Origin of the sequence: Streptomyces sp. NBC_00457 (genome assembly GCF_036014015.1) — a bacterium.
Lineage (GTDB): Bacteria > Actinomycetota > Actinomycetes > Streptomycetales > Streptomycetaceae > Streptomyces.
In genome coordinates this window covers 7,794,171-7,820,451 of sequence record NZ_CP107905.1, presented here as the reverse complement: position 1 = coordinate 7,820,451, position 26,281 = coordinate 7,794,171, and the positions used below count along the sequence as shown (strand labels likewise).

The 26,281-nt window shown below is 70.6% G+C and carries 21 protein-coding genes and 2 pseudogenes; 13 read left to right on the top strand and 10 right to left on the bottom strand.

The features are described from left to right. Positions 1-29: 29 nt before the first annotated feature. Complete coding sequence (locus OG828_RS35685) at positions 30-1,925, top strand: hypothetical protein (RefSeq protein ID WP_328503505.1); 1,896 nt, start codon at positions 30-32, stop codon at positions 1,923-1,925. A gap of 139 nt (positions 1,926-2,064) precedes the next feature. Here OG828_RS35685 and OG828_RS35680 read toward each other — a convergent pair whose 3' ends face one another. Beyond that, positions 2,065-2,421, bottom strand: a complete 357-nt coding sequence (locus OG828_RS35680) for an iron-sulfur cluster assembly accessory protein (protein WP_328366087.1) — start codon at positions 2,419-2,421, stop codon at positions 2,065-2,067. Positions 2,422-2,808: 387 nt separating this feature from the next. On the opposite strand from OG828_RS35680, the gene nadA reads away from it, so the two are divergent. Continuing rightward, positions 2,809-3,993, top strand: a complete 1,185-nt coding sequence (gene nadA, locus OG828_RS35675) for a quinolinate synthase NadA (protein ID WP_328503504.1) — start codon at positions 2,809-2,811, stop codon at positions 3,991-3,993. 29 nt (positions 3,994-4,022) lie between these two features. Here the strand turns inward: nadA and OG828_RS35670 are convergent, their stop codons facing one another. The 6 genes from OG828_RS35670 to OG828_RS35645 form a co-directional block, all read right to left on the bottom strand. Further along, complete coding sequence (locus OG828_RS35670; RefSeq protein WP_328503503.1) at positions 4,023-6,257, bottom strand: protein kinase domain-containing protein; 2,235 nt, start codon at positions 6,255-6,257, stop codon at positions 4,023-4,025. Positions 6,258-6,373: 116 nt separating this feature from the next. Continuing rightward, positions 6,374-9,496 (bottom strand): efflux RND transporter permease subunit, encoded by a 3,123-nt coding sequence (locus tag OG828_RS35665; protein WP_328503502.1) that lies wholly within the window; start codon positions 9,494-9,496, stop codon positions 6,374-6,376. A 155-nt stretch (positions 9,497-9,651) separates the two neighbouring features. Beyond that, entirely contained in the window at positions 9,652-10,335 is a 684-nt protein-coding gene (locus OG828_RS35660) for a response regulator transcription factor (protein WP_328441080.1), read from the bottom strand. Further along, complete coding sequence (locus tag OG828_RS35655; protein ID WP_328503501.1) at positions 10,332-11,552, bottom strand: sensor histidine kinase; 1,221 nt, start codon at positions 11,550-11,552, stop codon at positions 10,332-10,334. Before OG828_RS35655 ends, OG828_RS35660 begins: the two co-directional genes overlap by 4 nt. A gap of 93 nt (positions 11,553-11,645) precedes the next feature. Further along, the gene (gene pspAA / locus OG828_RS35650; RefSeq protein ID WP_210576206.1) at positions 11,646-11,924 is read right to left on the bottom strand and encodes a PspA-associated protein PspAA; all 279 of its coding nucleotides are present in this window, start codon (positions 11,922-11,924) and stop codon (positions 11,646-11,648) included. 21 nt (positions 11,925-11,945) lie between these two features. Beyond that, on the bottom strand, positions 11,946-12,719 hold the full coding sequence (locus OG828_RS35645; protein WP_246885656.1) for a PspA/IM30 family protein: 774 nt from the start codon (positions 12,717-12,719) through the stop codon (positions 11,946-11,948). 280 nt (positions 12,720-12,999) lie between these two features. On the opposite strand from OG828_RS35645, the pseudogene OG828_RS35640 reads away from it, so the two are divergent. The 3 genes and pseudogenes from OG828_RS35640 to OG828_RS35630 all read left to right on the top strand — a co-directional run bounded on the left by OG828_RS35640 (position 13,000) and on the right by OG828_RS35630 (position 15,591). Continuing rightward, positions 13,000-13,628, top strand: a pseudogene (locus OG828_RS35640) (DUF3043 domain-containing protein). An 86-nt stretch (positions 13,629-13,714) separates the two neighbouring features. Continuing rightward, the gene (locus OG828_RS35635) at positions 13,715-14,416 is read left to right on the top strand and encodes a methyltransferase domain-containing protein (protein WP_328366072.1); all 702 of its coding nucleotides are present in this window, start codon (positions 13,715-13,717) and stop codon (positions 14,414-14,416) included. 125 nt (positions 14,417-14,541) lie between these two features. Beyond that, the gene (locus OG828_RS35630; RefSeq protein WP_328441078.1) at positions 14,542-15,591 is read left to right on the top strand and encodes a S1C family serine protease; all 1,050 of its coding nucleotides are present in this window, start codon (positions 14,542-14,544) and stop codon (positions 15,589-15,591) included. A 41-nt stretch (positions 15,592-15,632) separates the two neighbouring features. Here OG828_RS35630 and OG828_RS35625 read toward each other — a convergent pair whose 3' ends face one another. Then, positions 15,633-15,845 (bottom strand): hypothetical protein, encoded by a 213-nt coding sequence (locus OG828_RS35625; protein WP_210576210.1) that lies wholly within the window; start codon positions 15,843-15,845, stop codon positions 15,633-15,635. Between the two features lie 177 nt (positions 15,846-16,022). Here OG828_RS35625 and OG828_RS35620 point away from each other — a divergent pair, with 177 nt between their 5' ends. Next, entirely contained in the window at positions 16,023-17,225 is a 1,203-nt protein-coding gene (locus OG828_RS35620; protein ID WP_328503500.1) for a bifunctional adenosylcobinamide kinase/adenosylcobinamide-phosphate guanylyltransferase, read from the top strand. Positions 17,226-17,236: 11 nt separating this feature from the next. On the opposite strand, the gene OG828_RS35615 is transcribed toward OG828_RS35620, so the two are convergent. Then, on the bottom strand, positions 17,237-17,953 hold the full coding sequence (locus OG828_RS35615; RefSeq protein WP_328503499.1) for a class I SAM-dependent methyltransferase: 717 nt from the start codon (positions 17,951-17,953) through the stop codon (positions 17,237-17,239). 140 nt (positions 17,954-18,093) lie between these two features. On the opposite strand from OG828_RS35615, the gene cobT reads away from it, so the two are divergent. The 3 genes and pseudogenes from cobT to OG828_RS35600 all read left to right on the top strand — a co-directional run bounded on the left by cobT (position 18,094) and on the right by OG828_RS35600 (position 20,434). Further along, positions 18,094-19,194, top strand: coding sequence for a nicotinate-nucleotide--dimethylbenzimidazole phosphoribosyltransferase (gene cobT / locus OG828_RS35610; protein ID WP_328503498.1), 1,101 nt, complete (start codon positions 18,094-18,096; stop codon positions 19,192-19,194). Positions 19,195-19,437: 243 nt separating this feature from the next. Continuing rightward, a pseudogene (locus OG828_RS35605) lies at positions 19,438-19,752 on the top strand (phosphatidylglycerol lysyltransferase domain-containing protein); the annotation flags it as partial. A gap of 424 nt (positions 19,753-20,176) precedes the next feature. After that, complete coding sequence (locus OG828_RS35600; protein ID WP_328503497.1) at positions 20,177-20,434, top strand: hypothetical protein; 258 nt, start codon at positions 20,177-20,179, stop codon at positions 20,432-20,434. On the opposite strand, the gene OG828_RS35595 is transcribed toward OG828_RS35600, so the two are convergent. After that, positions 20,371-21,138, bottom strand: a complete 768-nt coding sequence (locus tag OG828_RS35595; protein WP_328366057.1) for a hypothetical protein — start codon at positions 21,136-21,138, stop codon at positions 20,371-20,373. The genes OG828_RS35600 and OG828_RS35595 overlap by 64 nt on opposite strands. Before the next feature lie 164 nt (positions 21,139-21,302). On the opposite strand from OG828_RS35595, the gene OG828_RS35590 reads away from it, so the two are divergent. From OG828_RS35590 to lpdA, 4 genes are all read left to right on the top strand, one after another. After that, a complete protein-coding gene (locus OG828_RS35590; RefSeq protein ID WP_328503496.1) occupies positions 21,303-22,085 on the top strand; it encodes an adenosylcobinamide-GDP ribazoletransferase in 783 nt (260 codons plus the stop codon). A 114-nt stretch (positions 22,086-22,199) separates the two neighbouring features. Then, positions 22,200-22,829, top strand: a complete 630-nt coding sequence (locus OG828_RS35585; RefSeq protein ID WP_328503495.1) for an RDD family protein — start codon at positions 22,200-22,202, stop codon at positions 22,827-22,829. 215 nt (positions 22,830-23,044) lie between these two features. Then, complete coding sequence (locus tag OG828_RS35580) at positions 23,045-24,574, top strand: leucyl aminopeptidase (RefSeq protein ID WP_328441072.1); 1,530 nt, start codon at positions 23,045-23,047, stop codon at positions 24,572-24,574. 286 nt (positions 24,575-24,860) lie between these two features. Beyond that, positions 24,861-26,249 (top strand): dihydrolipoyl dehydrogenase, encoded by a 1,389-nt coding sequence (lpdA, locus tag OG828_RS35575; protein ID WP_210576219.1) that lies wholly within the window; start codon positions 24,861-24,863, stop codon positions 26,247-26,249. Positions 26,250-26,281 lie beyond the last annotated feature (32 nt).

The following is a 26,281-nucleotide window of genomic DNA, read 5'->3' as shown; positions in this document are numbered from 1 at the left end:
GACAGCTGTGCAGGCGAAGGAGCGATGCGGTGAACACCGAGCGACCCGACAACGACGATGCGGGCGCCTCCGGCAAGGACGCCGAGGAGGCACGGACGGAGAAGGGCGCCGTCGGTGCCACCGAAGACGCCGGGCCGACTCGGGACGCCACTGACACCGCCGGGAAGGATGCCTCGGAGGAGCAGAGCGCCCGGGAGGCGGGCGACACCTCCGAGGAGCCGAGTGCCCAGGAGGCAAGCGGCACCACCGAGGAGCCGGGCGCCCCGGCGGGCGAAGGCACTTCGGCGGAGAGCGACGGCTCCGTGGGCGAGGCACCTGACGCGGTAGCGCCCGACGCCACAGCCGAGGACGAGGACGAGGAAGCACCCGACCCCGCCCCCCTCGACACTGACGCACCCGCCCCCACGCCTCCCAGCGCCGAAACGCCCGACACCTCCGACCTCCACGTGGTCGCCCCTGAAGACGGCTCTGCGCCACGGCCCCCTCGGCGGCGTTCTCCCGTCGCCATTGCCTCCGTCGCCGCGGCCGTGCTGCTCGTCGGTGGTGGTGGGGCGTACTTCGCCGCGACCGCGTCCGGTGGTTCGGAAGGGCGTACGTCGTCCGGGGCGCCCGGCGGCGACGGCACTCCCCCGCCGCTCGCGCTCGACGGGTACTCGGAGGGCAGCGCGGGTATCGCGCCGGGCGAGCCCGACCCGAACGGGGTGACGTACAAGGCCGAGGGCGAGATGCCGGACGGGCCCGAGTCCGCACCGGTGTACCGGGTGAGCGGTGAGGTCACCGAGGGCCAGGTGGCCGAGCTGGCTGCCGCACTGGGCGTGGACGGGACGCCGGTCGCCCAGGGGCAGGCCTGGACGGTGGGCGCGAAGGACGCGGCGGGGCCGAGTCTGCAGGTGAACAAGGCGGCGCCGGGTACGTGGACGTTCCACCGGTACGCGCCGAGGACGGACGCCTGCGAGAGCACCACCGTCTGTTCCAAGGGCCCGGCCAATCCGGCGGACGATCCGGTGAGCCCCGAGGCCGCCGAGCAGGCGGCCGCGCCGATCCTCAAGGCCGTCGGACAGGACGACGCCAAGATCGACACCAGCCAGGTCATCGGCGCCCAGCGCGTGGTGAACGCGAATCCGATGGTCGGCGGAATGCCGACGTACGGCTGGACGACCGGACTGACGATCGGCACCGAGGGCGAAGTCGTGGGCGGCAGCGGTCAGTTGAAGGCGCCGGCGAAGGGGGACACGTATCCCGTGCTGAGCGCCGAGAAGACGCTGGGTCTGATGAACAAGGCGCCGGCGGCCGACCACCGGATGGGCATCGGCGGCTGCGCCAGTCCCGTACCGCTGAAGGACCGGATGGAGGCGCCGTGCGGTTCGGAGAGCGGCGCTCCGCAGCAGACGATCACCGTCGAGAAGGCGGTGTTCGGGCTGGCCTCGCACACCGTGGGCGGGCAGCCGGCGCTGGTGCCGTCCTGGCTGTACGAGGTGCGGGCCCCGGGCGCCGAGGACGCCTTCACGGTGACGCACCCGGCGGTCGACCCGAAGTACCTGGCCTCGCCGGCGACCTCCGCGCCGAGCGGGCAACCCAGCACGCTGCCGACCTCGCCCGGCGACGAGCCGACCGCCGCGCCGGCCCCTCGCAAGGTGACGGTGCAGGGCTACACGGCCGAGGGCAGCGAGCTGACCGTGGCCTTCACCGGTGGGGTCTGCGCCGACTACGAGGCGGCGGCGACCGAGGACGGCGACAAGGTGACGGTCACGGTGACCGAGAAGCCCTGGGCGGGCAAGGTCTGCATCATGATCGCGAAGGAGTACCACCAGACCGTCCAGCTGGACGAGCCGCTGGGCGACCGGAAGGTCGTCGGGGCAAACGGCAAGGCGGTCCCGCTGGAGAAGGCGGGTGCGCGGCTGCCGGAGACGTCCGGGGCCCGCTGATCTGCCGCACACAAGCGTGAAGTCTGCCGCATACAAGCGTGACGCCTGCCGCACACAAGCGTGAAGGCGGCGGCCCCCTCGGAGGGGGCCGCCGCCTTCACATCACGCTTGAGGCCTGGGCCCCACTGAAGCTCGAGGCTTAGTTGAAGGAGTCACCGCAGGCGCAGGAGCCCGTCGCGTTCGGGTTGTCGATCGTGAAGCCCTGCTTCTCGATGGTGTCCACGAAGTCGATGGAGGCACCGCCCAGGTACGGCGCGCTCATGCGGTCGGTGACGACCTTGACGCCGCCGAAGTCCTTGACCACGTCACCGTCGAGGGAACGCTCGTCGAAGAAGAGCTGGTAGCGCAGGCCGGAGCAGCCGCCGGGCTGAACGGCGACGCGCAGGGCCAGATCGTCACGGCCTTCCTGGTCGAGCAGGGCCTTGACCTTCGCCGCGGCGGCGTCGGACAGGATGATGCCGTCGGTGACGGTGCTGGTCTCGTCCGATACGGACATCTACATCTCTCCCGGGTAGTACGGAGACTGCTTGCCGACGGTTGCAACCGGCGCGGCCGCGGATTCATTCCGGGCCCGCCCGAGACTTTCCCTTGGCTTGTCTCTTCATGCTCGCACATGCGCCCGGAAGCGCACAGCGGCCTGTGGACAAGCGCACAGCGGCCCGTGGACAGCGGCACGGACAACGCGACAACGCCATGCGACGACAAGGTGTCGGGATTCACGTCACATCGACGCGATGGCCATCGTCAAACTGACGTGAAGCAGTTATGATAGATAGCGTCAAATCGACGAGAAGTCGCTTCTTCTCGCCGGTGAACGGTGTCCCGCATGTCCCGCCGACCCGCCCCCGGGCCGGCGAGCCGCAGAACAGAAAGGGTGCGTGTCGTGACCACCGCCCAGACCCAGGAGCTCGACGTACAGCCGACGCCCCTCGCCCTGCTGCTCCTCGGCCGTGAGGCCGACCCGAGGAGCGAACGCGGCGTCGAGTGTCCCGGTGACCTGCCCTCGCCGTCCGACCCGGACCTGGTCGAGCGTGCCCGCACGGCCAAGGCCAAGCTCGGCAGCAAGGTCTTCGTGCTCGGCCACCACTACCAGCGCGACGAGGTCATCCAGTTCGCGGATGTGACCGGTGACTCGTTCAAGCTGGCCCGGGACGCCGCCGCGCGCCCCGAGGCCGAGTACATCGTGTTCTGCGGTGTGCACTTCATGGCCGAGTCGGCGGACATCCTGACCTCCGACGACCAGAAGGTCGTCCTGCCGGACCTCGCCGCCGGCTGCTCCATGGCCGACATGGCGACGGCCGAGCAGGTCGCCGAGTGCTGGGACGTGCTGACCGAGGCCGGCATCGCCGAGCAGGTCGTTCCCGTCTCGTACATGAACTCGTCCGCGGACATCAAGGCGTTCACGGGCAAGCACGGCGGCACGATCTGCACGTCCTCCAATGCCCAGCGGGCCCTGGAGTGGGCCTTCGAGCAGGGCGAGAAGGTGCTCTTCCTGCCGGACCAGCACCTCGGCCGCAACACCGCCGTCCGCGACATGGGCATGTCCCTCGAGGACTGCGTGCTCTACAACCCGCACAAGCCGAACGGCGGGCTGACGGCGGAGCAGCTGCGCGACGCCAAGATGATCCTCTGGCGGGGTCACTGCTCGGTGCACGGCCGTTTCAGCCTGGACTCGGTGAACGACGTCCGTGAGCGCATCCCCGGCGTGAACGTCCTCGTCCACCCCGAGTGCAAGAACGAGGTCGTCTCCGCGGCGGACTACGTCGGCTCGACCGAGTACATCATCAAGGCGCTGGAGGCGGCGCCGGCCGGCTCCAAGTGGGCCATCGGGACCGAGCTGAATCTCGTGCGCCGGCTGGCGAACCGTTTCGCGCCCGAGGGCAAGGAGATCGTCTTCCTCGACAAGACCGTCTGCTTCTGCTCGACCATGAACCGCATCGACCTGCCCCACCTGGTCTGGGCCCTGGAGTCGCTGGCCGAGGGCAACCTGGTCAACCGGATCGAGGTCGACAAGGAGACAGAGGCGTTCGCGAAGCTGGCGCTGGAGCGGATGCTGGCGCTGCCGTAGGACCGTGGCGAAGAGCGCTCACCCCGCGCTCACCCCGAGTTCCGCTCGGGGTGAGCCGGGTCGAGCGTGAAGACGGTGCCGTCCGGGGTGTTCACGATCAGCGCGCCGCCGTACGACCGCACCTCGGACTTGGTCGTTTCGCCGCTCGCGAGCTGCTCGGCACGCGCGCCCGTCTCCCACAGCAGCGTGCCCCTGCGTCCGTCGAGGGCCGCGACCCGGCCGCTGAGGCTGGCCACATACAGGGTGCGGGTGCGGGCGTCGTACGTGGGTCTGCCCGAGCCCTCGGCGTCGGTCCGGTTCTGCCACAGCTGCTTGCCGGTCAGCGGCGACACGGCGGTCACCTGGCCGTTGGCCGCGGTGATCCACAGGGTGTCGGCGGCCAGGGTCACCGCGCCCTCGTAGGTCTTCGGCAGTTTCGTGGTGGTGAGGGCGCCGGTGTCCGGGTCGATCAGCAGGACCGTGCTGAACGTCAGCTCCTCGGGGCGCGTCGGTCCTGTGGGGCCTACCGCGAAGGCCAGCCTGCCGTCGACCGTGCCGAGCAGGCCGGTCGTGTACGGGATCTTGAGGCGCCGGACCACCGACCCGTCGGCCGGCTTCAGCTCCAGGAACTCGGCGGCCTGGGTCTCGTCGTCCGGGAAGCAGTGCCTGTACAAGCCGGAACCGACGGTCAGGAACTGGCAGTAGTTGTCGGCGGGCACCTGTGTGGTCCAGCGGTCGGTGCCGGTGCGCGGTGAGCGGGCGGTCACCAGCCTGCCGCTGCTGTCGACGGTCAGGACGAGGTCGCCGGAGAGCATCTGGTCGATGCCCGCGTCGTTCACGTCGCGGGACCACAGCTGCTTGCCGCTCTCCGTGTCGAGGGCGACGACGCTGGTCCTGTCCACGGAGGCGCCCTCGTAGACGGCCTGCCGCAGGAGCACCGCGCCGTCCCGCACGCCGAGGAGCGTGAAGTTGTGCACCGCCGTGTCGCCGGAGTCGGCGGACGCGAGGGAGGAGCGCCAGACGGTGGTGCCGGTACGGCCGTCCAGACGTACCGGAAGGATGTTGTTGCCCGCGCAGTAAACCGCGTCCTCGTACCTCCGGCAGGTGACGTCGGTCGGGGAGCCGCTCTCCTTCGCCAGCGCCTTGGCCTCGCCCCGCTGTGCCGTCTCGTACGCCGTTGTCTGCCACGGCTGCCAGCCGGTGGGCGGCGCCGCCCACCGGGAGGCCGCGATCGGTGCGCTCGCCGCCTCCTCAGGCTCCGCGAATCCCGGCCCGTAGGTTGCGTAGCCGAGCAGCCCCAGGGCCAGCACACCCACCGTGCCGGCCGCCGCCAGCAGCGGGCGGGCCCGGCGGCCCCGGCGGAGGACCCGCGGGAGCTTCGTCTCCGCCGCCGGGTCCGCCCCGGAGGAGGTCTCCTCGCTGGTCCCCAGCGCATCCCGGCGGAGTGTCACGGTGGCCGGGTCGGCGGGGTTCGCTTCGGGCAGGGCGTCCGCGAACTCCTGGGCCAGTTCGTCCAGTTCGGGACGGTCCGCGGCCTCTTTCGCCAGGCAGCGCTCCAGGACCGCGCGCAGCGGCTGTGCGACGCCGTCCAGCCTGGGCGCCTCGTGGACGACCCGGAAGGCGGTCAGATAGGGGCTGTCGGCGTCGAAGGGCCCCCGCCCGGTGACCGAGAACACCAGCAGCGCCCCGAGCGAGAAGACGTCCGAGGCGGGGCCGACCGTGCGGGCGTCGGTGAATTGTTCCGGGGACATGAAGGGCGGGGTGCCGATCATCTGGCCGGTCTCGGTCAGGGTGTTGTGGTTCTCGGCCGCGCGGGATATCCCGAAGTCGATGACGCGCGGGCCGTCGTCGGCGATCAGGACGTTGGCCGGCTTGAGGTCGCGGTGCACGACCCCCGCCCGGTGGATGTCCCGCAGCGCCTCCACCAGCCCGAGGGCGAGCCGCCGCAGTTCGGTGCCGCGGAGCCCCCCTTGGTCACGGATCCGCTGGGCGAGCGAACTGCCGGGCACGTACTGGGTCGCCATCCAGGGCCGTACGGCCTCCGGGTCGGCGTCCACGACCGGTGCGGTGAAGGCTCCGCTCACTTTGCGGACGGCCTCGATCTCCTGCCGGAACCGGGCGCGGAAGACGGTGTCCTCGGCGTACTGGGCGTGCACCACCTTCACCGCGACGTCACGGCCCGAGCGCGACCTGCCCCAGTAGACGATGCCCATGCCGCCGGTCCCGAGCCGGTCCACGAGCTTGTAGCCGCCGACCGATTTCGGGTCGTCCTTGTGCAGTGGCACGCCCGGATCCCCTTCGCCGCAAAGCAGTTCGGGCACAGGATACGTAACGGCGAAACGGCGGCGGCCGGGGACCGATCCGTGGGTGGATCGGTCCCCGGCCGCCGGTGATCAGGCCGTCACACGCCCGCGGGCTCCGGCTCCTCGGAAGCCGGCGTCGGCTGTGAGGGCAGCTTCGCCTGCCGCTTCGCCTCGCGCTTCTTCGCCCGGCGCTCCTTGCGCAGTTCGAGCATCGCGTAGAGCGTCGGGACCAGGAGCAGGGTCAGCAGGGTCGACGTGATCAGACCGCCGATCACGACCACCGCGAGCGGCTGGGCTATGAAGCCGCCCTCGCCGGTGACGCCCAGGGCCATCGGGAGCAGGGCGAAGATGGTCGCCAGGGCCGTCATGAGGATGGGGCGCAGTCGGTGGCGGCCACCCTCGACGACCGCCTCGACGACGCCGTAACCCTGTCTGCGGTACTGGTTGATGAGGTCGATCAGCACGATCGCGTTCGTCACCACGATGCCGATCAGCATCAGCATGCCGATCATCGCGGGGACGCCCATCGGGGTGCCCGTCGCGACCAGGAGGCCGATGGCGCCCGTGGCCGCGAAGGGGATGGAGACCAGCAGGATCAGCGGCTGGACCAGCGAGCGGAACGTCGCGACCAGCAGCATGAAGACGATCGCGATGGCCGCCAGCATCGCCAGGCCCAGGTTGGCGAACGCCTCGTCCTGGTCCTCGGAGACACCGCCGATCGCGGCCGTGGCGCCCTCCGGGAGGTCCAGCGAGTTGATCTTCGACTGGAGGTCCGTGCTCACCGCGCCGGTGTTGTCGCCGGTCGGCCGGGCCGTGATGGTGGCCGCGCGCTGACCGTCGATGCGGGTCATCGACACAGGCCCGTCGACCATCTGGACGGTGGCGATGTCGGACAGCTTCACCGGGCCGAGGCGCAGCGCCTTCAGTTCGGCCAGTGTCTCGGCCGGCTTCGCCGACCTGATGACGACGTCGCGCTCGGTGTCGTCCAGGGTCGCCTTGGCGGCGGTGGTGCCCTTGACCGCCTGGGCGACGGCCGCGCCGAGCGCGGTGTCGTCGAAGCCGGCCGCGGCGGCCTTGTCGTTGGCCCTGACCGAGATCCGCGGCACGCTCTGCGCCAGGTCGCTGCTGACGTCGGTGACGTCGTCGAGACCGGCGACCGTCTTGCGGACCTCCTCGGCGGCCTCGCGCAGCACGCCCGCGTCGGCGGCCTTCACGACCACGCTGAGGTCCTGGCTGCCGAAGCCGTCACCGGCCGCGATCGTCGTCGTACCGATGCCGGACAGCTTCTTCAGGCCGTCCTCGATACGGGTCTGCACGTCGTCGTACGACGCCGAGTCCTCCAGCATCACCTGGTACGACGCCTGGTTGGTGTCCGTGCCGCCGCCGAAGGCCGCCATGAAGCCGGACGAGCCGACGGTGACCTGGTAGTCCTTCACGCCGTCGACGGAGCCGAGCAGCTTCTCGACCTTCTTCGCCTGCTCGTCGGTCGCCGCGAGGCTGGTGCCGGGCTTCAACTCCTGCTTGACGGTGAGGACTTCCTGCTCACCCTGGTCGAAGAAGTTGGTCTTCAGCAGCGGCGCCATGCCGAACGTGCCGACGAGGACCACGATCGCGAGCGCCACGCTGGTGAGACGGCGGCGGGTCGCGAAGCGCAGGACGGGGACGTAGAGGCGCTGGAGGCGGCTCTTGGCCTCCTTCTCCTCGGCCAGGCGGCGGGCCTCTTCGGCGTCCTCCGGGGTGCCCTTGGGGGCGCGCAGGAACCAGTACGACAGGACGGGTACGACCGTCAGCGAGACCAGCAGCGACGCGAGCAGCGCGGCCGTCACGGTCAGGCTGAACGAGCCGAACAGCTCGCCCACCATGCCGCCGGTCAGGCCGATCGGGAGGAAGACGGCGACGGTGGTGAGGGTCGAGGAGGTGACCGCGCCCGCGACCTCGCGGACCGCCTTGAGGATGGCCTCCTGGCGTTCCTCGCCGTAGCCGAGGTGCCGCTTGATGTTCTCCAGGACCACGATCGAGTCGTCGACGACCCGGCCGATGGCGATGGTGAGCGCGCCGAGCGTCAGCATGTTGAGCGAGAGGTCCCTGGTCCACAGGACGATCAGGGCCAGCACCACCGACAGCGGGATGGAGACCGCGGTCACCAGCGTCGAGCGGATCGACGCCAGGAACACCAGGATGACGAGGACCGCGAAGAGCAGACCGAGCCCGCCCTCGGTGGTCAGACCCGAGATGGACTTGGAGACCGCCGGGCCCTGGTCGCTGACGACCGTGATGGTGGCGCCGGCGCCCAAGTCCTTGCGCATGTCGGCGAGTTGGTCCTCGACCGCGTTGGAGATCGCGACCGCGCTGCCGTCCTGGTCCATGGTGACGCTGACGGCGAGGCTGGGCTTGCCGTCGGTGCGGGTGAGGGAGTCGGCGGTGGCCTGCTCCTGCTCGACACTCGCCACGTCGGCGAGGCGCACCGGGTCGCCGCCGGTCTCGCCGGTGACCATCAGGTCCTGGATCTGCTTCAGGGAGGTGAAGCCGCCGCCGACCTGGACGGTGCGGTTGTTGCCGGCCTCGTCGAAGGAGCCGGCCGGGACGGTCGCGCCGCCCGCCTGGAGCGCCTGGGACAGGGCCTGCGAACTCAGGCCCGCCTTGGCGAGCTTCGCCTCGTCGGGGGTGACGGTGACCTGGAGGTCGCGTACGCCGTCGACGGTGACCTGTCCGACGCCGTCGATGTCCTTCAGGTCCGGTACGACGGTCCGGTCGAGCCGGTCGGCGAGGGCCTGCTGGTCCTGGTCGGAGGTGACGGCGAGGACGACGGTCGGGATGTCGTCCGTGGAACCGGCGACGACCTGCGGGTCCACGTCGTCCGGGAGCTGGACGCGGGCACGGTTGACGGCCTGCTGGACGTCGGCGACGAGCTGCTTGGTGTCGTTGCCGTAGTCGAAGGAGGCCATGATCAGGGCGTTGCCCTCGCTGGCCGTGGAGGTGACACCGGTGATGGCGTCGACGCCTTCGAGGGCGTCCTCGATGGGTTCGACGACCTGCTTCTCGACCACGTCCGGGGACGCGCCCTGGTACGGGGCGAGCACGGACACCATGGGAAGTTCGATGGAGGGCAGCAACTGCTGCTTGAGCTGCGGGATCGCGATCGCTCCGAAAGCGAGCGCGACGATCGACATCAGCCCTATGAGGGCCCGTTGCGCGAGGCTGAATCTTGACAGCCAGGACATGGGTCAGCGTCTCTCTTCTGTGGCCTGAGCGGAGGAAGGGGCACAAGTGAGCGCCCGCCCCTACACCCTGAGCCATCACCGGACGGTGATCCGTAGCCCCTGGGTCCCGTTCCTTATCTCCCGCCTACTCCGGCCGCAGTACGACCGGGCGGCACTCACTCCACCCTTGGACGTACCAGCCCCGACTCGTACGCGATCACCACGAGCTGCGCCCGGTCCCGGGCGCCGAGCTTGGCCATGGCCCGGTTGACGTGCGTCTTCACGGTCAGCGGGCTGACTTCGAGGCGTTCGGCGATCTCGTCGTTGGAGTGGCCGCCGGCGACCTGGACCAGCACCTCGCGCTCCCGCCCGGTGAGCGCCGCGAGGCGTTCGGCACGGGCGGGGTCGCGCTCGTCGTCCGCCGCGTCGCCCTGGGCGAGGAAGCGGGCGATCAGGCCCTTGGTGGCGGCCGGGGACAGCAGCGCCTCCCCGCCGGCCGCGACCCGGATCGCGTTGAGGAGTTCTTCGGGTTCGGAGCCCTTGCCGAGGAAGCCGGAGGCGCCCGCGCGCAGCGACTGCACCACGTAGTCGTCGACCTCGAACGTCGTCAGGATCACCACCCGGACCTGCGCGAGGCTCGGGTCGGCGCCGATCATGCGGGTGGCCGCGAGTCCGTCCGTACCGGGCATGCGGATGTCCATCAGGACGACGTCGGCGCGCTGCTCCTTGGCCAGGCGGACCGCCTCCGCACCGTCGGACGCCTCGCCCACCACCTCCATGTCGGGCTCGGAGTCGACGAGCACCCGAAAGGCGCTGCGCAGCAGCGCCTGGTCGTCGGCGAGCAGGACACGGATGGTCATACGGAGTCCTTCGCTGGGCTGGTGCGGGTCTTGACCGGCAGGATCGCATGCACACGGAAACCGCCGCCGTACCGGGGACCGGTGGTGAGGGTGCCGCTCAGGGCGCTGACCCGCTCCCGCATCCCGATCAGCCCGTGCCCGCCGCCGGCCTCGGGGGCGTCGTCCTCCCCGGCACCGTTGTCGAGCACCGTGATCTCGATGTTCTCTCCCACGCGTACGACGCTGACCTCGGCCTTTGCCTCGGTGCCGGCGTGCTTCTGCACATTGGTGAGGGCTTCCTGGATGACGCGGTAGGCGGCCAGGTCGACGGCGGCGGGCAGCACGGTGCCGTGGTCGGCGCGGGCGACCTCGACATGCAGTCCGGCGCTGCGGAAGGTGCCGACGAGTTCGTCCAGGCGGACCAGGCCGGGCGCGGGCTCGGTGGGCGCCTCGGGGTCGTCGGACTGCCGCAACAGGCCGACGGTGGCGCGGAGTTCGTTGAGTGCGGAGCGGCTGGCCTCCCGTACGTGGGCCAGGGCCTCCTTGGCCTGGTCGGGCCGCCTGTCCATGACATGGGCGGCGACTCCGGCCTGCACATTGACGAGCGCGATGTGGTGCGCGACCACGTCGTGCAGGTCCCGGGCGATCCGCAGCCGCTCCTCGGCGACCCGGCGGCGAGCCTCCTCCTCACGGGTGCGCTCGGCCCGCTCGGCGCGCTCCCGTATGGCGTGCACGACCGCGCGCCGGCTGCGGACCGCGTCGCCGGCGGTGGCGCCGATGCCGGTCCAGGCGAGGACGCCGAGGTTTTCCTGGGCGTACCAGGGAAGCGGGCCGGCGAGCATCGCGGAGCCCGTCAGCACGGTCATGGTGAGCAGGCCGACGCGCCAGGTGGTGTGCCGGTCGGTGCTGGCGGCGACGGTGTAGAGCGCGATGACCGCGGACATGGCGACGGGGGCGCGCGGGTCGCCGGTGACGGACTCGATGAGCGCGAAGGTGCCGGTGACGGCGAGGACCGTCTTGGGGGCGCGGCGACGGAAGACCAGGGCGGCGGCGCCGAGCGTGATGAGGACCAGGCTGAGGGCGTCGGGGGTGCGCAGGCTCCAGGTGACGCTGTCCTTGCCACGCGGGTCCACGAAGGAGCCGGCCACCATGCAGGCGAGTACGGCTGCCGCGAGCGCCGCGTCGAGCGCCAGCGGGTGCGTGGTCAGCCACTGCCGGGCGCGGTCGATGCTGCTCACGGTCGCAACAGTACGTCCTGGGGGCTGCCGCCCCCAGACCCCCGGGCCTTTGCCCACCCACCACCCGACTCGGTCGGTCAAGAGGTGAGCATCTCAGCCCGGGATCAAACCGTCGTCGCTCAGCATCTCCCGGACCTCCTCCAGTGTCGCGTCCGGGGACGGGAGGATCAGTTCCGAGGGTTCCAGGGAGTCGTCCGGCAGGGGTTCGCCAAGTTCGCGGACCTTCTGGAGGAGGGCGTGGAGAGTGGCGCGGAAGCCCGGTCCGTCGCCGCTCTCCATCTCCCGAAGGAGTTCGTCGTCCAGCTTGTTCAGCTCGGTGAAGTGGCTGTCGGCCAGCCTCACCTGCCCCTCCCCCATGATCCGTACGATCATGTCGCCCTCCGTATGTGGCGATTACTGCTTGTCGAAGCGCGGGGTGTCCTGCGGCTGCTGCTGGGACTGCGACTGCTCCTTGCCGCCCTCGATGGCCTGCTGCGACGAGGGACCGCCGGCCAGCTCGGCCTTCATGCGCTGCAGTTCCAGCTCTACATCCGTACCACCGGAGAGGCGGTCCAGCTCGGCCTGGATGTCGTCCTTGTGCATACCGGACTGGTCGTCGAGGGCACCGGAGGCCAGAAGTTCGTCGATCGCGCCGGCGCGGGCCTGGAGCTGCGCGGTCTTGTCCTCGGCACGCTGGATGGCCATGCCGACGTCGCCCATCTCCTCGGAGATGCCGGAGAAGGCCTCGCCGATCCGGGTCTGGGCCTGGGCCGCGGTGTAGGTGGCCTTGATGGTCTCCTTCTTCGTACGGAAGGCGTCGACCTTGGCCTGGAGGCGCTGGGCTGCCAGGGTGAGCTTCTCCTCCTCGCCCTGGAGCGTCGCGTGCTGCGTTTCGAGGTCCGTCACCTGCTGCTGGAGGGCGGCACGGCGGGACAGCGCCTCACGCGCCAGGTCCTCGCGGCCGAGGGCGAGCGCCTTGCGGCCCTGGTCCTCCAGCTTGCTCGACTGCGACTGGAGCTGGTTGAGCTGTAGCTCCAGGCGCTTGCGCGAGGTCGCCACGTCGGCGACGCCACGGCGGACCTTCTGGAGCAGCTCCAGCTGCTTCTGGTACGAGTAATCGAGGGTTTCGCGCGGGTCCTCGGCCCGGTCAAGGGCCTTGTTCGCCTTCGCGCGGAAGATCATCCCCATACGCTTCATGACACCGCTCATGGGCTTCGCGCGCCCCCTTCTGACGGACTACATCCAGCTCCTGCGACAGAACCCACAGTACGGGCCCTGCATCCATTACCGCACTGTTCGGGGACGGATGCGCTCATCCCCAAGGACGACTGCGTCCGGCCCTGCTCCGGCGTAGGGAGTAGGTGACCCCTGAGAGTCACCCCTGAGATCGAACCCCGGGAGCAGCGCCCCTTCTGTGCCCACTAATACGACTGGTGTTGCCGGATCGTTCCCCGTGGGGCTGGGGTCCATGCCCGGGACCCCGTACCCTTGGGTTTTGTGTTCCGTAGCCGTGCCAAGGATGAGAAGGCCGCGAACGCCGACAAGGCGTCGCTGACCGACTCCACTCAGACCCGTGACCCGCAGGCCCCGAAGGGCAGGCCCACTCCCAAGCGGAGTGAGGCCCAGTCCCAGCGCCGCAGCGTCGCCAATACGTCGATGACCCGCAAGGACGCCGCCAAGCGTCAGCGCGAGGAGCGCCGTGCCGCCCTGGACAAGCAGCGCCAGGCGCTGGCCGGCGGCGACGAGCGCTACCTGCCCGCGCGTGACAAGGGGCCGGTGCGCAGGTTCGCCCGGGACTTCATCGACTCGCGGTTCAACGTCGCGGAGTTCTTCCTGCCGATGGCCGTGGTCATCCTCGTGCTGAGCATGGTGCGGGTGGCCTCGCTGCAGAACATCGCGCTGCTGCTGTGGCTGGTCGTGATCGTGCTGATCGTGCTCGACTCGATCGCCACCGGTTACCGCCTGAAGAAGGGTCTCGCCGAGCGCTTCCCGGACGAGAACAAGCGCGGCGCCGTCGCCTACGCGCTGATGCGCTCTCTCCAGATGCGTCGGCTCCGGCTGCCGAAGCCGCAGGTCAAGCGCGGGGAGCGGCCCTGACCGGCACGGCTTCGTTCTCGGGGGGCGCGGCGGATGCCTGGCTGAGCAAGCTGGGCGGGCTCCGTGACGTCGTACGCCAGGAGCTGGTGGCCCGCCAGCTCGACGAGCAGATAGCCGGCCGGTTCCCGGTCGGGCGGCGACTCCGGGTACTCGATGTGGGGATGGGCCAGGGCACGCAGGCGCTGCGGCTGGCCCGGGCCGGACATCAGGTGACCGGGGTCGAGCAGGATCCGAAGATGATCTCCGTGGCGCGGGAGGCCCTGTCCGCCGAGCCCGAGGGGATCCGGGAGCGGATGCGGATCGTCGAGGGCGACGGCCGTGACACCGGCGTGCACTTCCTGCCGGGCAGTTTCGACGTGGTGTTGTGTCATGGCGTTCTCATGTACGTCGACGATCCTGACCCGCTGCTGGCGGGGCTGGCCCGGATGCTCGCCCAGGGCGGTCTGCTGTCGCTGCTGGTCCGCAACGCGGACGCGCTGGCGATGCGGCCGGGCCTGTCCGGCGACTGGGCGGGCGCACTGGCCGCCTTCGACACGGTCTCCTACCGGAACCGGCTCGGGCTCGACGTCCGTGCGGACCGGCTGGACGCGCTGACCGGGACGCTGGCCGGGATCGGGGCACCGCTGCACGCCTGGTACGGCGTGCGGGTCTTCACGGACACGGCTGCCGACGGGGCGGAGGCCTCCGGCGACATCGACGCGCTGTTGGCCGCGGAGGAGCGGGCTGGGCGGACGGATCCGTATCGGCGTGTGGCGGCGTTGCTGCATCTGTGTGGGGTGCGGGGGTAGCGCCCTCGTCTGTCGTCTGCGGGTCCGTTGTGGCTGGTCGCGCAGTTCCCCGCGCCCCTTTGGGGCGCTGCCCGTTCGGGTCAATAGCAGGGGACTGGCTTTCACCCCGACGTGAGACTCGGAGCATGGACGCTTTCCGTATTCGTGCCTTGGTGCTCGTGTGCTCCCTGGTCATCGTCTCCGGCTGTTCCGGATCCTCTGAGTCCTCGCAGTCGGAGAAGACCACCAAGCAGGCCGCCGTGCCGGCCGTGGACAGTGAGTTGCAGGACGCCTACACGAAGGTGATCAAGGACGTTCTGCCGTCGGTCGTGCAGATCCAGGCCCGGAACGATCTGGGCTCCGGGGTGGTGTACGACGACAAGGGCCACATCGTCACCAACGCGCATGTCGTCGGGAACGAGAAGACGTTCCAGGTGACGACCGCCAACAGCGAGGACGTGCTGACCGCCAGGCTCGTCTACGCGTACCCGGAGCAGGATCTCGCCGTCATCAAGCTGAACGCCGTACCGGACGGGCTCAAGGCCGCGAAGTTCGGGGACTCAGCGAAGGTCGAGGTCGGGCAGATCGTCCTCGCGATGGGCTCGCCGCTCGGGCTGTCGTCGAGCGTGACGCAGGGGATCGTGTCGGCGACCGGACGGACCGTCAGCGAGGGGCGGACCGGCGGCGGTACGGGCGCGACCATCGCCAACATGGTGCAGACGTCGGCCGCCATCAACCCCGGCAACAGCGGCGGCGCCCTGGTGAACCTCGACGGCGAGGTCATCGGCATCCCGACGCTCGCCGCCATCGACCCCAACGTCGGGGACGCCGCGGCGCCCGGCATCGGGTTCGCGATCCCCGCGTCGATGGTGAAGACGGTCGCCGACCAGATCATCAAGGACGGCAAGGTGACGGACTCCGGCCGGGCCGCGCTCGGCATCACCGGCCGTACGGTCGTCGACGACGACTACCAGGCCGCCGGGGTCGCGGTCGTCGCGGTGACGAACGGCGGGGCGGCCGACCGGGCGGGCCTGGCGGCCGGGGACATCATCACCAAGCTCGGTGACACCGACATCACGACCATCACCTCGCTGACGGAGGCGCTGGCCGCGCAGAAGCCGGGTGACAGGACGACGGTGACGTTCACGCGCGACGGCGCCGAGAAGACGGTGGATGTGACGCTGGGTGAGCAGTGAGGAGGGGCGGCCGGTTCACGGTCGCCCCTCCCCCGTCCGTCTTACGCGTCCGTGGCGTGCAGGCTCATCGGGCCGTAGATCTCCGTGGCGTCCTCGAACAGGCGTACCTGGTCCGCACCGCCGGCGAGCAGATCTTTCCAGTACTCGCCGAGCCAGGACTCGGCGTCGCCCTGTGTGGTGAACTCCTCGGGCTGCACTGCGGGCTGGACCTCCGCGCCGTCGGACTTCTCGAATCGCCACGTCCATAGGGCCATGTGCGCCTCCCGTGTTTGAGCGGTTACCGAGCAGAAGCGTATGCGGTTGTTCGTTGGCTGCGGGTGTGTGGGGGCTGGTCGCGCCCACGCGGCGGAGCCGCATATCGATACAGCCCCGCGCCCCTTAACGGCGTCTCCGTCACGCAAGATCAGCAGAGACCGGCGAAAATCAACTTCGTGGACGTGACTCTGCTCGGTACCGGTGCTCCCGCGGGGCTGCCCCGCCCCGAATGTCCCTGTGCGGTGTGTGCTGCCGCGCTCGGGCACGATGCGCGGGCGGCTACCGCGTTGCTCGTGGACGGGGTGCTGTTGATGGATCTGACGCCCGGTGCAGCCTTTGCCGCTGCTCGGGCCGGGCGGTCGCTCGGGGGGGTGCGGCAGGTGTTGTTGTCGCATCCGCATGACGGGCCGGCCGTGGAGGTGCCGGCGGGGGTGCCGGGGCCGGGGCGGGTGCCGGACGGGCGGGAGTTGGCGTTGTTGACGGGGCATCGGGTGCGGGCCGTGGCGATGGATGCGGGCGGTACGGGATATGCGGTGACCGGGCCTGATGGGCACCGGCTGCTGTATGTGCCGCCGGGCAGTGCGCCGGCCGGGCTGGAGGAGGGAAACGGCGAGGCGTACGACATGGTCGTGGCCGATGTCGTGGGGCGGCCGGACGCGTTGGCACGGCTGCGGGCGGTGGGGGCGGTCGGGCCGACGACGGATGTGATCGCCGTACATCTGGATCATGCCGTACCGCCGGGGAGAGAGCTGCGGCGGCGGCTCGCGGCGGCCGGGGCGCGGGCCGTGCCGGACGGGACGACGCTGGTCGTGGGGGTGTACGAGGACGTACCGGATGTACCGCGGCGGACGCTGGTGCTGGGCGGGGCGCGGTCGGGGAAGTCCGTGGAGGCCGAGCGGCGGCTGGAGGCGTTTCCCGATGTGCTGTATGTCGCCACCGGCGGCACGCGGGACGAGGACAGCGAGTGGGCCGCGCGGGTGGCCGCGCATCGGGAGCGGCGGCCGGGGTCCTGGCGTACGGCGGAGACGTGTGACCTGGTGCCGTTGCTTCAGGCCGATGGGGCGCCGTTGCTGATCGACTGCCTGTCGCTGTGGCTGACGGATGCGATGGACTCCGTCGGGGCGTGGGACGACGCGGTGTGGGCCGACGGGGGTGAGCGGGCCTTGCGGGAGCGGGTGCGGGAGTTGACCGGGGCGGTGCGGGCATCGCGGCGGACCGTTGTCGCCGTGTCGAACGAGGTGGGGTCGGGGATCGTGCCGGCCACCGCCTCCGGGCGGCGGTACCGGGACGAGTTGGGGCGTTTGAACGCGGCGTTCGCGGGTGAGTGCGAGCAGGTGCTGCTGGTGGTGGCGGGGCAGGCGGTGGTGTTGCGGGGGTGAGCCGGGGCGGCTCAGGACTTGCGGGCGATGAGTCTGTAGGTGGTGGAGAAGCGGGTGCGGCTCAGGGGTGGGGAGAGGGTGCAGCCGCGGGATTCCAGTTCCGTGCGGAGGTTGTCCAGGGGGATCAGATGGGTGTGGCCCGGGTGGGTCTGGGGGCGCCACCGCCTGCCCAGGAGGGTGGCGAGCGCGGACCGCGGGTCGGGGGTCTCGATCACCAGGTGGCCCCCTTTGCGGAGAAGCGTGAGCGCGGCCTGGAGTTCCGCTCGGGGGTCGGACGTGTGGTGGAGATGGTTGAGGAGGCTGACCACGTCGTAGCGTCCGCGGAGGATGGTCGTGATGTGCGGGTCCGGCAGGTTGCCCACGTAGGCCTCTTCGATGCGGTCCGCCGTGCGTGCCCGCACCACCAGCGGGGTGGGGTCCAGGCCATCGAAGGACGTGTACGGGAAGAGTTCCCGCGCCGTTTCCGGGAAGCCGGCGTCGCGCGTGCCCACGTCCAGCCAGCTCTCCGGCTCGGGCCTCAGGCGCAGCATCGCGCGGGCGGTGAGGAGGTGTTGGCGGCGGGTCGCGGAACAGGGCTTGACGTGTTCCTCCAACAACCTCTCCTCGACCGGGCGTTGGGGGTTCTGGAACACGTGCGCGCAGTCCTGGCACTCGTCCACGGTTCTCGTACGGGCGCGGAGCAGTTTCGAACCGCACCATGGGCAGTCGTCGCGGCGTGCGGGTGGCATGGGCGGCTCCCCTGAGGACGTACGACATTCCACTGCAAAACGGAACGTATGGGATCGCGATCTTGGGCGCAATGACGTCGTGTGCGCGTGGTGGCGATGTGGCGCCGGTCCGTTCGATCGGGGCCGGTACTGTTCGGCGAATGAGCTCGCTTAATCTCGACGACTTCACCGATCTGATCGAGCGCCCCGACGGCGGGGTGCGCCGCGATGCGGAGGCGCGCAGGGAGCGTCAGATCGTGCCGCCCGGAGCGCTGGGGCGCCTCGACGACCTGGGTGAGTGGCTGGCGGCGGCGCAGAGCGCCGTGCCGGTGCGGCCGATCGAACAACCGCGGGTGATGCTGTTCGCCGGCGACCACGGCGTCGCCGGACTGGGTGTCTCCGCGCGGCCCGCGGGCAGCGCCGGAGCACTGGTGCGTGAGGTCCTGGAGGGCGGCCGGCCCGTCTCCGTCCTCGCCCGGCGGCTGGGCGTGCCCGTGCGGGTCGTGGACATGGCGCTGGACTGCGACCCGGAGACGCTGCCCGACGAGGTCGTACGGCATCGGGTACGGCGGGGCAGCGGACGGATCGACGTCGAGGACGCGCTGACGGCGGAGGAGGCCGAGGCCGCGTTCCTGGCGGGGGTCGCGGTGGCCGACGAAGAGGCCGACTCCGGTACTGATCTGGTGGTGCTCGGCGATGTGAGCGTGGGCGGGACCACGGTGGCGGGTGTGCTGGTCGCCGCGCTGTGCGGGACCGATGCGTCGGTCGTGACCGGGCGCGGGGGGCTCGCCATCGACGACCTCGCGTGGATGCGGAAGTGCGCGGCGATTCGTGATGCGCTGCGGCGGGCCCGGCCCGTGCTCGGCGATCAGCTGCAACTGCTGGCGACGGTGGGCGGTGCCGACCTGGCCGCCATGACCGGGTTTCTGCTGCAGAGCGCGGTGCGGAAGACGCCGGTGATCCTGGACGGGGTCGTGGCGGCCGCCTGTGCGCTGGTGGGGCAGCGGATCGCGTTCCGGGCACCGGACTGGTGGCTGGCCGCGCACAGCAGCGGGGAGCCGGGCCAGGCGAAGGCCCTCGACCGCATGGCCCTCGAGCCGCTCCTTGACCAGGGCGTGACGGTGGGGGAAGGGGCCGGGGCACTGCTGGCACTGCCGCTGGTGCAGGCCGCGGCGGCGTTGGCGGCGGAACTGCCGGAGAAGGCGGAGGAGGCCGAGGAGCCCGAAGAGGCCCAGGAAGCTGAGAAGGCGGCGGACGAGTAGGGAAAGACGGGGGCAAGCGCCTCGCGGCGGGCCGCTGCCTTTGCCGTCTGGTATTTGCGGGTCGTCGCGTTCGTCAACTTCCTCAGCGCGGTGTCGGTGTCCCTGGGGCAGGACCTGCGGCGGCACAACCAGGAGAACTACTTCACGCCATATCTGCTGACCGCCGGTTTCGCGTCCGGTGTGTTCACGGTGTTCCTGGCGATCACGATGCGGCGCCGCAAGCGGGCGGCGTGGATTCTGAACCTCGAGTTGCTGAATCGTGCCCGGGAGATCCAGGTCATGCAGGTTTCGCTCAACTTCGCCGTATTCCGTTCGGTCTTCGAACGTGGTGGACGCATCGGCGCCGGACCGGTGCTGAGGCTGTGGCGGTCGCTGCTCAGCTTCTTCTCGCGCTGGTGGCAGATCGAGTCGTTGTACCGCGCCAACGCCAAGTACCGGCCGATCTGGGAACCGAGGTTCCTGCTCTTCGAGAAGAGCGCGGGCCTGCCCCGCATCGGCATCGCCGCGGCCCGTGCGGAGGGGTTTCTCCGCGCCCCCCTCGCCGGTAGGGCCGCTTAACTCGATCAGGTGATCATCGGACTTCGGAGTTGCATCGACCGGCGCCGACGGGGCTACCGTAGCGATGCGATCTGGGACGCCGACGCGGCGCCAGCGAGCGGGGCCCCTGCTCCACCGGAGCGATGGTTCAGGGCCTCCCCGCCGCCCTTGGCCGAGTACCCGCCGGATCGCACAGGGACTCCGCCCGCCCGGCTCGGACCGCGGACACGATCCGTATCGCCGCCCGGGATGCGAAAGCAGACGACCAGTGCGCCCAAGACCGTTCGGGGCGTGCCGGTGTGCGGTCTCGCCGCTCACTGCTCAGGAACGGTTTCTGGAGGCGCCGGACCGGGCCACATCGGGATCGGGCGGGTCTGCCACGCGCGCGTGAGCGTCACGCTCGGTTCGGGCCGCCTCCCGAACGCCCTGCTCGGACGCGTCTGTCGTGGACACGGGACCGTCGGCGGCCGTGGTGGGGCTCGCCGTGTTCCTCGGCTGGCGCTACCGGGCGTACGTCACCGCGGGGGCGGTGATCGTGGCGATGGTGGTCGAGGTGCTGGTGAAGGAGAACCTGGCCGGCAAGGAGCATCTGGCGGCGATCGCCGGGGTGCTGGTGCTGTGTGCCGTGCGGGCGGCGCGTCAGCGGCGGTCGGCGGAGCGGGCCGGTTCCACCGGATCGGGTTTGCCGCCGATCAAGTCCTGAAGCCGACGGCTGGGACCCGCCCAGCGGCGGTCGTGGCGGTAGGCGCGGCGGAGGGACTTGGCACGGGCGCGGGGGCGGCGGCGGTAGAAGCGCTTGGCCCAGGGGGAACCGGGGCGGGCCAGGCGGATCGTGCCGACCACGGCGATGACCGGGACGATGGCACCGAAGATCGCGGTGCGGACCTTGCCCTTGCTCAGGGCGAGCAGCGAGAAGGCGAAGTTCGTGAGGACGGTGCCGATGACGGTGGAGCGGTTCTGCAGTTCGTCGTCGTCGAGGTCGTTGACGCCGAAGGGGGTGTAGCCGACGAGGACCAGGCCGACGAGGGCGGCGGTCAGCACCACGACCTCCACGCTCTTGCGGCCCGCTTCCGTCCAGTAGACGTCGTCGAGGTGGAGGATCAGCGCGAACTCGTCGAGGAGGAGGCCCGCGCCCATGCCGAAGACCACGGCGGCGAGGGCCGAGCCGAAGCCGCGGGTGCCGCCGGCTACCGCGCCGAAGCCGCCGATGACGGTGAGGACGACTCCGGGGACGACGTGATGGATGTGCACGCCGCCGGCCTCGACGTTGCCGAAGGGGCCCTTGCCTGCGCGGATGAGGCGGGTGACGAGGCGGGTGACGAGGAAGGTGACGACGAAGGCGGTCAGGGCGAGGAGCAGGGGGAGTTTGCCCGGTTCGATGATGTTGTGCTCCAGCCATTGCCCCATGTGTGACAGTTTGCCCGGTGTGGGGGTGGGTGTCGTGTGGGTGCGGCGTTCTGGGTGGCTGGGGTGGGTCGCGCAGCCCGGCGCTTGCGGGGTGCCGCCTGCGCCCACCCGTGCCGCCCTAGGCGGCACGAATGCCCGCAGCTTGACCGCTGTAGCCTGCCCGGATGCCCAGGACCCTGCCCCTTCATGGCCTTCGTTTTGCCTTCGGGACGCTCACCGTGCTGCCTGTGAAGGTGGTGCGGTGGGACCGGGAGGCTGCGCGGGGTGGGATGGTGTGTGCTCCGTTGGCCGGGGTCGTCGTGGGGGGTGCTGCGGCCGGGGTCGGGTTGCTGTTGGTGGTTCTTGGTGCCGCGCCCCTGCTCGCCGCCGTCGCCACCGTCGCCGTGCCCGCCGTGCTCACCCGGGGGCTGCATCTCGACGGGCTGGCCGACACCGCGGACGGGCTCGGTAGCGGGAAGCCCGCGGAGGACGCGCTGCGGATCATGAAGCAGTCGGACATCGGGCCGTTCGGTGTGATCACGCTCGTGTTCGTGCTCCTGGCCCAGGTGGCCGCCCTGACGGAGGCTTACGACGGCTCCTGGGCCCGCGGTGCCTTCGCCGCCGTCGTCTCCGCGACCGTCGGCCGGCTGGCGCTCACGACCGCCGCGCGGGCCGGGGTGCCCGCCGCGCGGCCGGAGGGGCTGGGGGCCGCGGTCGCCGGCGTCGTGCCGGTGCGCGGGGCGGTGCTGGTCGCCCTCGCGGTCACCGGGGTGGTGGCCGGCGCGGGCGCGGCTTTCGGGGCGTACGGCCTCGTCCAGGCGGGTGCCGCCGTCGCCCTCGCCCTCTGCGCCGCCGAGCTTCTGCTCCGGCACTGCGTCCGCCGCTTCGGCGGGGTCACCGGTGATGTCTTCGGCGGGCTCGAGGAGACGGCGGCGACGGCGGCGCTCGTCGTTCTGTCACTGGGGTGACTCGATTTCTGTCACGGGATGATTCGAAATCCCGCTCAGCCCTTCGGTCGCGCCCGCCCCGCCACTAATCTCATCCGCCGAAACCGACAAGTGACCGTCTTCGGGGGGACGTCCATGCCGAAACTTCGCCGTACCGCGGCCTGGCTCATCGACTTCGCTCTGGTGGTCGCACTGGCCACCGGGCTCGCCGTGCTCACCTTCCACCGCATATCCGCGCTCGTCACCGATGTACCGGAACTCGCCGCGCACAGCGGCTTCGACCTGCTGACCTCACGCGGCGACGTCATCGACGCCTCGGAGAACCTGGGGCTCTCCGTCTGGAACAAGTCGGTGCTCTACGTCGAGCAGGCCTTCGGGCTGCTGATCGTGGTCACCTTCCTGTACCAGTGGGCCTCGTTGACCTTCCTCGGCCGCACCCTCGGCAAGGCCCTGACGGGGCTGAAGGTCACCCCGCGCGCGGGACGCCGGGCCGCACTGCGGGCCGCGGTCACCACCACGGCGGACGTCGTCGTCTACGCGCTCGCCTGCGTCCTGCTGATCGAGGGCCAGTTCATGCTCTCCATGCTGGTGTGGGCCCTCGCCGTCGCCGTCTTCTTCTGCAACGCCCTGCCGGTCCTCGGCACCAACTGCCGCTCCCTCGCCGACCGGCTGGCCGGCACGGAGGTCACGGGCCTCGGGCTCGGCACGTCAGGGACGCCTCAGCCGGCCGTCGGCACGTACAGCAACGCGCCCCACGGGTGGTGAGCATCCGGAAGTTGCCATGACGCCACCACCGGGTGAACGCCCGCGGCAGAGCGAACGCTCATACGCGCGTAGGCTCGGTCCCGGGTGTTCGCCGACAGGGGGAAGGCCCCGGACGAGTCCAACCCTCAGGCCAGGTCTAGGGTCGGCCGACGGGCCCGGTCGACCCACTCCCATCGGCCACAGCAACTTCACATCGGAAGCGAGATATCACCACCGTGACTGCTCTCACTCTCAGCACCGCCGCGGCGCCCGGCCTGCGGGCCGACGCGATCGTGATCGGTGTCGCCAAGGGCGCCAAGGGACCCGTCGTCGCACCGGGCGCCGAGGCCGTGGACAAGGCTTACGACGGCAGGCTCGCCGGCGTCCTGGAGACCCTCGGTGCCTCCGGTGCCGAGGGCGAGGTGACGAAGCTCCCCGCGCCGTCGGGCTTCAAGGCACCGCTCGTGGTGGCGGTCGGCCTGGGCGCCGAGCCGGAGAAGGACGCCCAGTTCGACGGCGAGACGCTGCGCAAGGCCGCCGGTACGGCCGCCCGCGCCCTGGCCGGCTCCAAGAAGGCCGCCTTCGCCCTGCCGCTCACGGACGCCGCCGACGCCGGTGCCGTCGCGGAGGGCGCGCTCCTTGGCGCGTACTCCTTCGACACGTACAAGGAGAACGGCAAGAGCGGCAAGGATGCGAAGAACGGCAAGGCGCCGCTCGCCGAGGTCGCCCTGCTCGGCGGCAAGCCCCGCGACAAGGCGTACAAGGCGGCCGTCGAGCGCGCCACCGCCGTCTCCGAGGAGCTGAACCGCGCCCGCGACCTGATCAACACCCCGCCGAACGACCTCAACCCGGAGTCCTTCGCCGCCGTCGCCCAGACCGCGGCCAAGGAGCACGGCATCAAGGCGCAGGTGCTCGACGTGAAGGCCCTGGAGAAGGGTGGCTACGGCGGCATCCTGGGCGTCGGCGTGGGGTCGGCCGCCGGTCCCCGGCTGGTCAAGCTGTCGTACACGCACGCCAAGGCGAAGAAGCACCTCGCGTTCGTCGGCAAGGGCATCACGTACGACTCGGGCGGCATCTCGCTGAAGCCCGCCGGGCACAACGAGACGATGAAGTGCGACATGAGCGGTGCGGCGGCCGTCTTCGGCGCCGTCGTCGCCGCCGCGCGCCTCGGGCTCGAGGTCAATGTCACCGGCTGGCTGGCGCTGGCGGAGAACATGCCGTCGGGCACGGCGACGCGGCCGGGTGATGTGCTGCGGATGTACAGCGGCAAGACCGTGGAGGTGCTCAACACCGACGCGGAGGGGCGGTTGGTGCTCGCGGACGCGCTGTGGGCCGCGTCCGAGGAGAAGCCGGACGCGCTTGTCGACGTGGCGACGCTGACCGGGGCGATGGTGCTGGCGCTGGGGAACCGGACGTTCGGGGTCATGGCCAATGACGAGGCGTTTCGTACGGCGGTCGTCGAGGCCGCGGAGGAGGTCGGGGAGGCGTCCTGGCCGATGCCGTTGCCGGATCACCTGCGTAAGGGGATGGACTCTCCTACCGCTGACATCGCGAACATGGGTGAGCGGATGGGGGGTGGGCTCGTCGCCGGGCTCTTCCTGCGGGAGTTCGTGGGTGAGGGGATCACCTGGGCGCACATCGACATCGCGGGGCCGGCCTTCAATGAGCAAGGGCCCTTCGGGTACACGCCGAAGGGTGGTACGGGGTCGGCTGTGCGGACGTTGGTGCGGCTGGCGGAGCTGACGGCTGCGGGGGATCTCGGGTGACGGTCGCCTGAGAGCTCGGTTCGCTTTGTCGTGTGGCGGCTGCGGGCGTGTGGGGGCTGATCGCGCAGTTCCCCGCGCCCCTACCGTCCGCTGCCCTTCAGGACGTCATCAGTCAGCGTGGGACGTCTCACACACCGGCCCGGCGTCTCTTCTTGCACGGACAAGTGCGAAGATGGGGCACGGCAGGACAGGGCCCCACCGAAGGGCCGAAGAGTAGCGGCCGGACACCAGCCGCCTGCCGGTCACCGCAGACCGGCGTACGGCGCACATGCATGGAGGACGTGACGTGGCGAACGACGCCAGCACCGTTTTCGACCTAGTGATCCTCGGCGGTGGTAGCGGTGGTTACGCCGCGGCGCTGCGCGGGGCGCAGCTGGGCCTGGACGTCGCCCTGATCGAGAAGGACAAGGTCGGCGGTACCTGCCTGCACCGGGGTTGCATTCCCACCAAGGCCCTGCTGCACGCGGGCGAGATCGCCGACCAGGCCCGCGAGAGCGAGCAGTTCGGTGTGAAGGCCACGTTCGAGGGCATCGACATCGCCGGAGTCCACAAGTACAAGGACGGCGTGATCGCCGGTCTGTACAAGGGGCTCCAGGGGCTCGTCGCCTCGCGGAAGGTCACCTACATCGAGGGTGAGGGGCGGCTCTCCTCCCCCACCTCCGTCGACGTCAACGGCCGCCGCGTCCAGGGCCGCCACGTGCTCCTCGCGACCGGCTCCGTGCCGAAGTCGCTGCCGGGCCTGGAGATCGACGGCAACCGCATCATCTCCTCCGACCACGCCCTCGTCCTGGACCGCGTGCCGCAGTCCGCGATCATCCTGGGCGGCGGTGTCATCGGCGTCGAGTTCGCCTCCGCCTGGAAGTCCTTCGGCTCCGACGTCACCGTCATCGAGGGCCTCAAGCACCTCGTCCCGGTCGAGGACGAGAACTCCTCCAAGCTTCTTGAGCGCGCGTTCCGCAAGCGCGGCATCAAGTTCAACCTGGGCACCTTCTTCTCGAAGGCCGAGTACACCGCGAACGGTGTCAAGGTCACCCTCGCCGACGGCAAGGAGTTCGAGGCCGAGGTCCTGCTCGTCGCCGTCGGCCGCGGCCCGGTCTCCGCCGGTCTCGGCTACGAGGAGCAGGGCGTCGCCATGGACCGCGGCTACGTCCTCGTCGACGAGTACATGCGCACCAACGTCCCGACCATCTCCGCCGTCGGCGACCTGGTTCCGACGCTCCAGCTCGCGCACGTCGGCTTCGCCGAGGGCATCCTGGTGGCGGAGCGTCTGGCCGGTCTGAAGACCGTTCCGATCGACTACGACGGTGTCCCGCGGGTGACGTACTGCCACCCGGAGGTCGCCTCCGTCGGCATCACCGAGGCCAAGGCCAAGGAGATCTACGGCGCGGACAAGGTCGTCGCTCTGAAGTACAACCTCGCGGGCAACGGCAAGAGCAAGATCCTGAACACCGCGGGCGAGATCAAGCTCGTCCAGGTCAAGGACGGTGCGGTGGTCGGCGTCCACATGGTCGGCGACCGTATGGGCGAGCAGGTCGGCGAAGCCCAGCTGATCTACAACTGGGAGGCGCTGCCTGCCGAGGTCGCCCAGCTCATCCACGCCCACCCGACGCAGAACGAGGCGCTCGGCGAGGCCCACCTGGCCCTGGCCGGCAAGCCGCTCCACTCGCACGACTGACCCTCGGTCGACGAAGCGACGACTCAGACTTC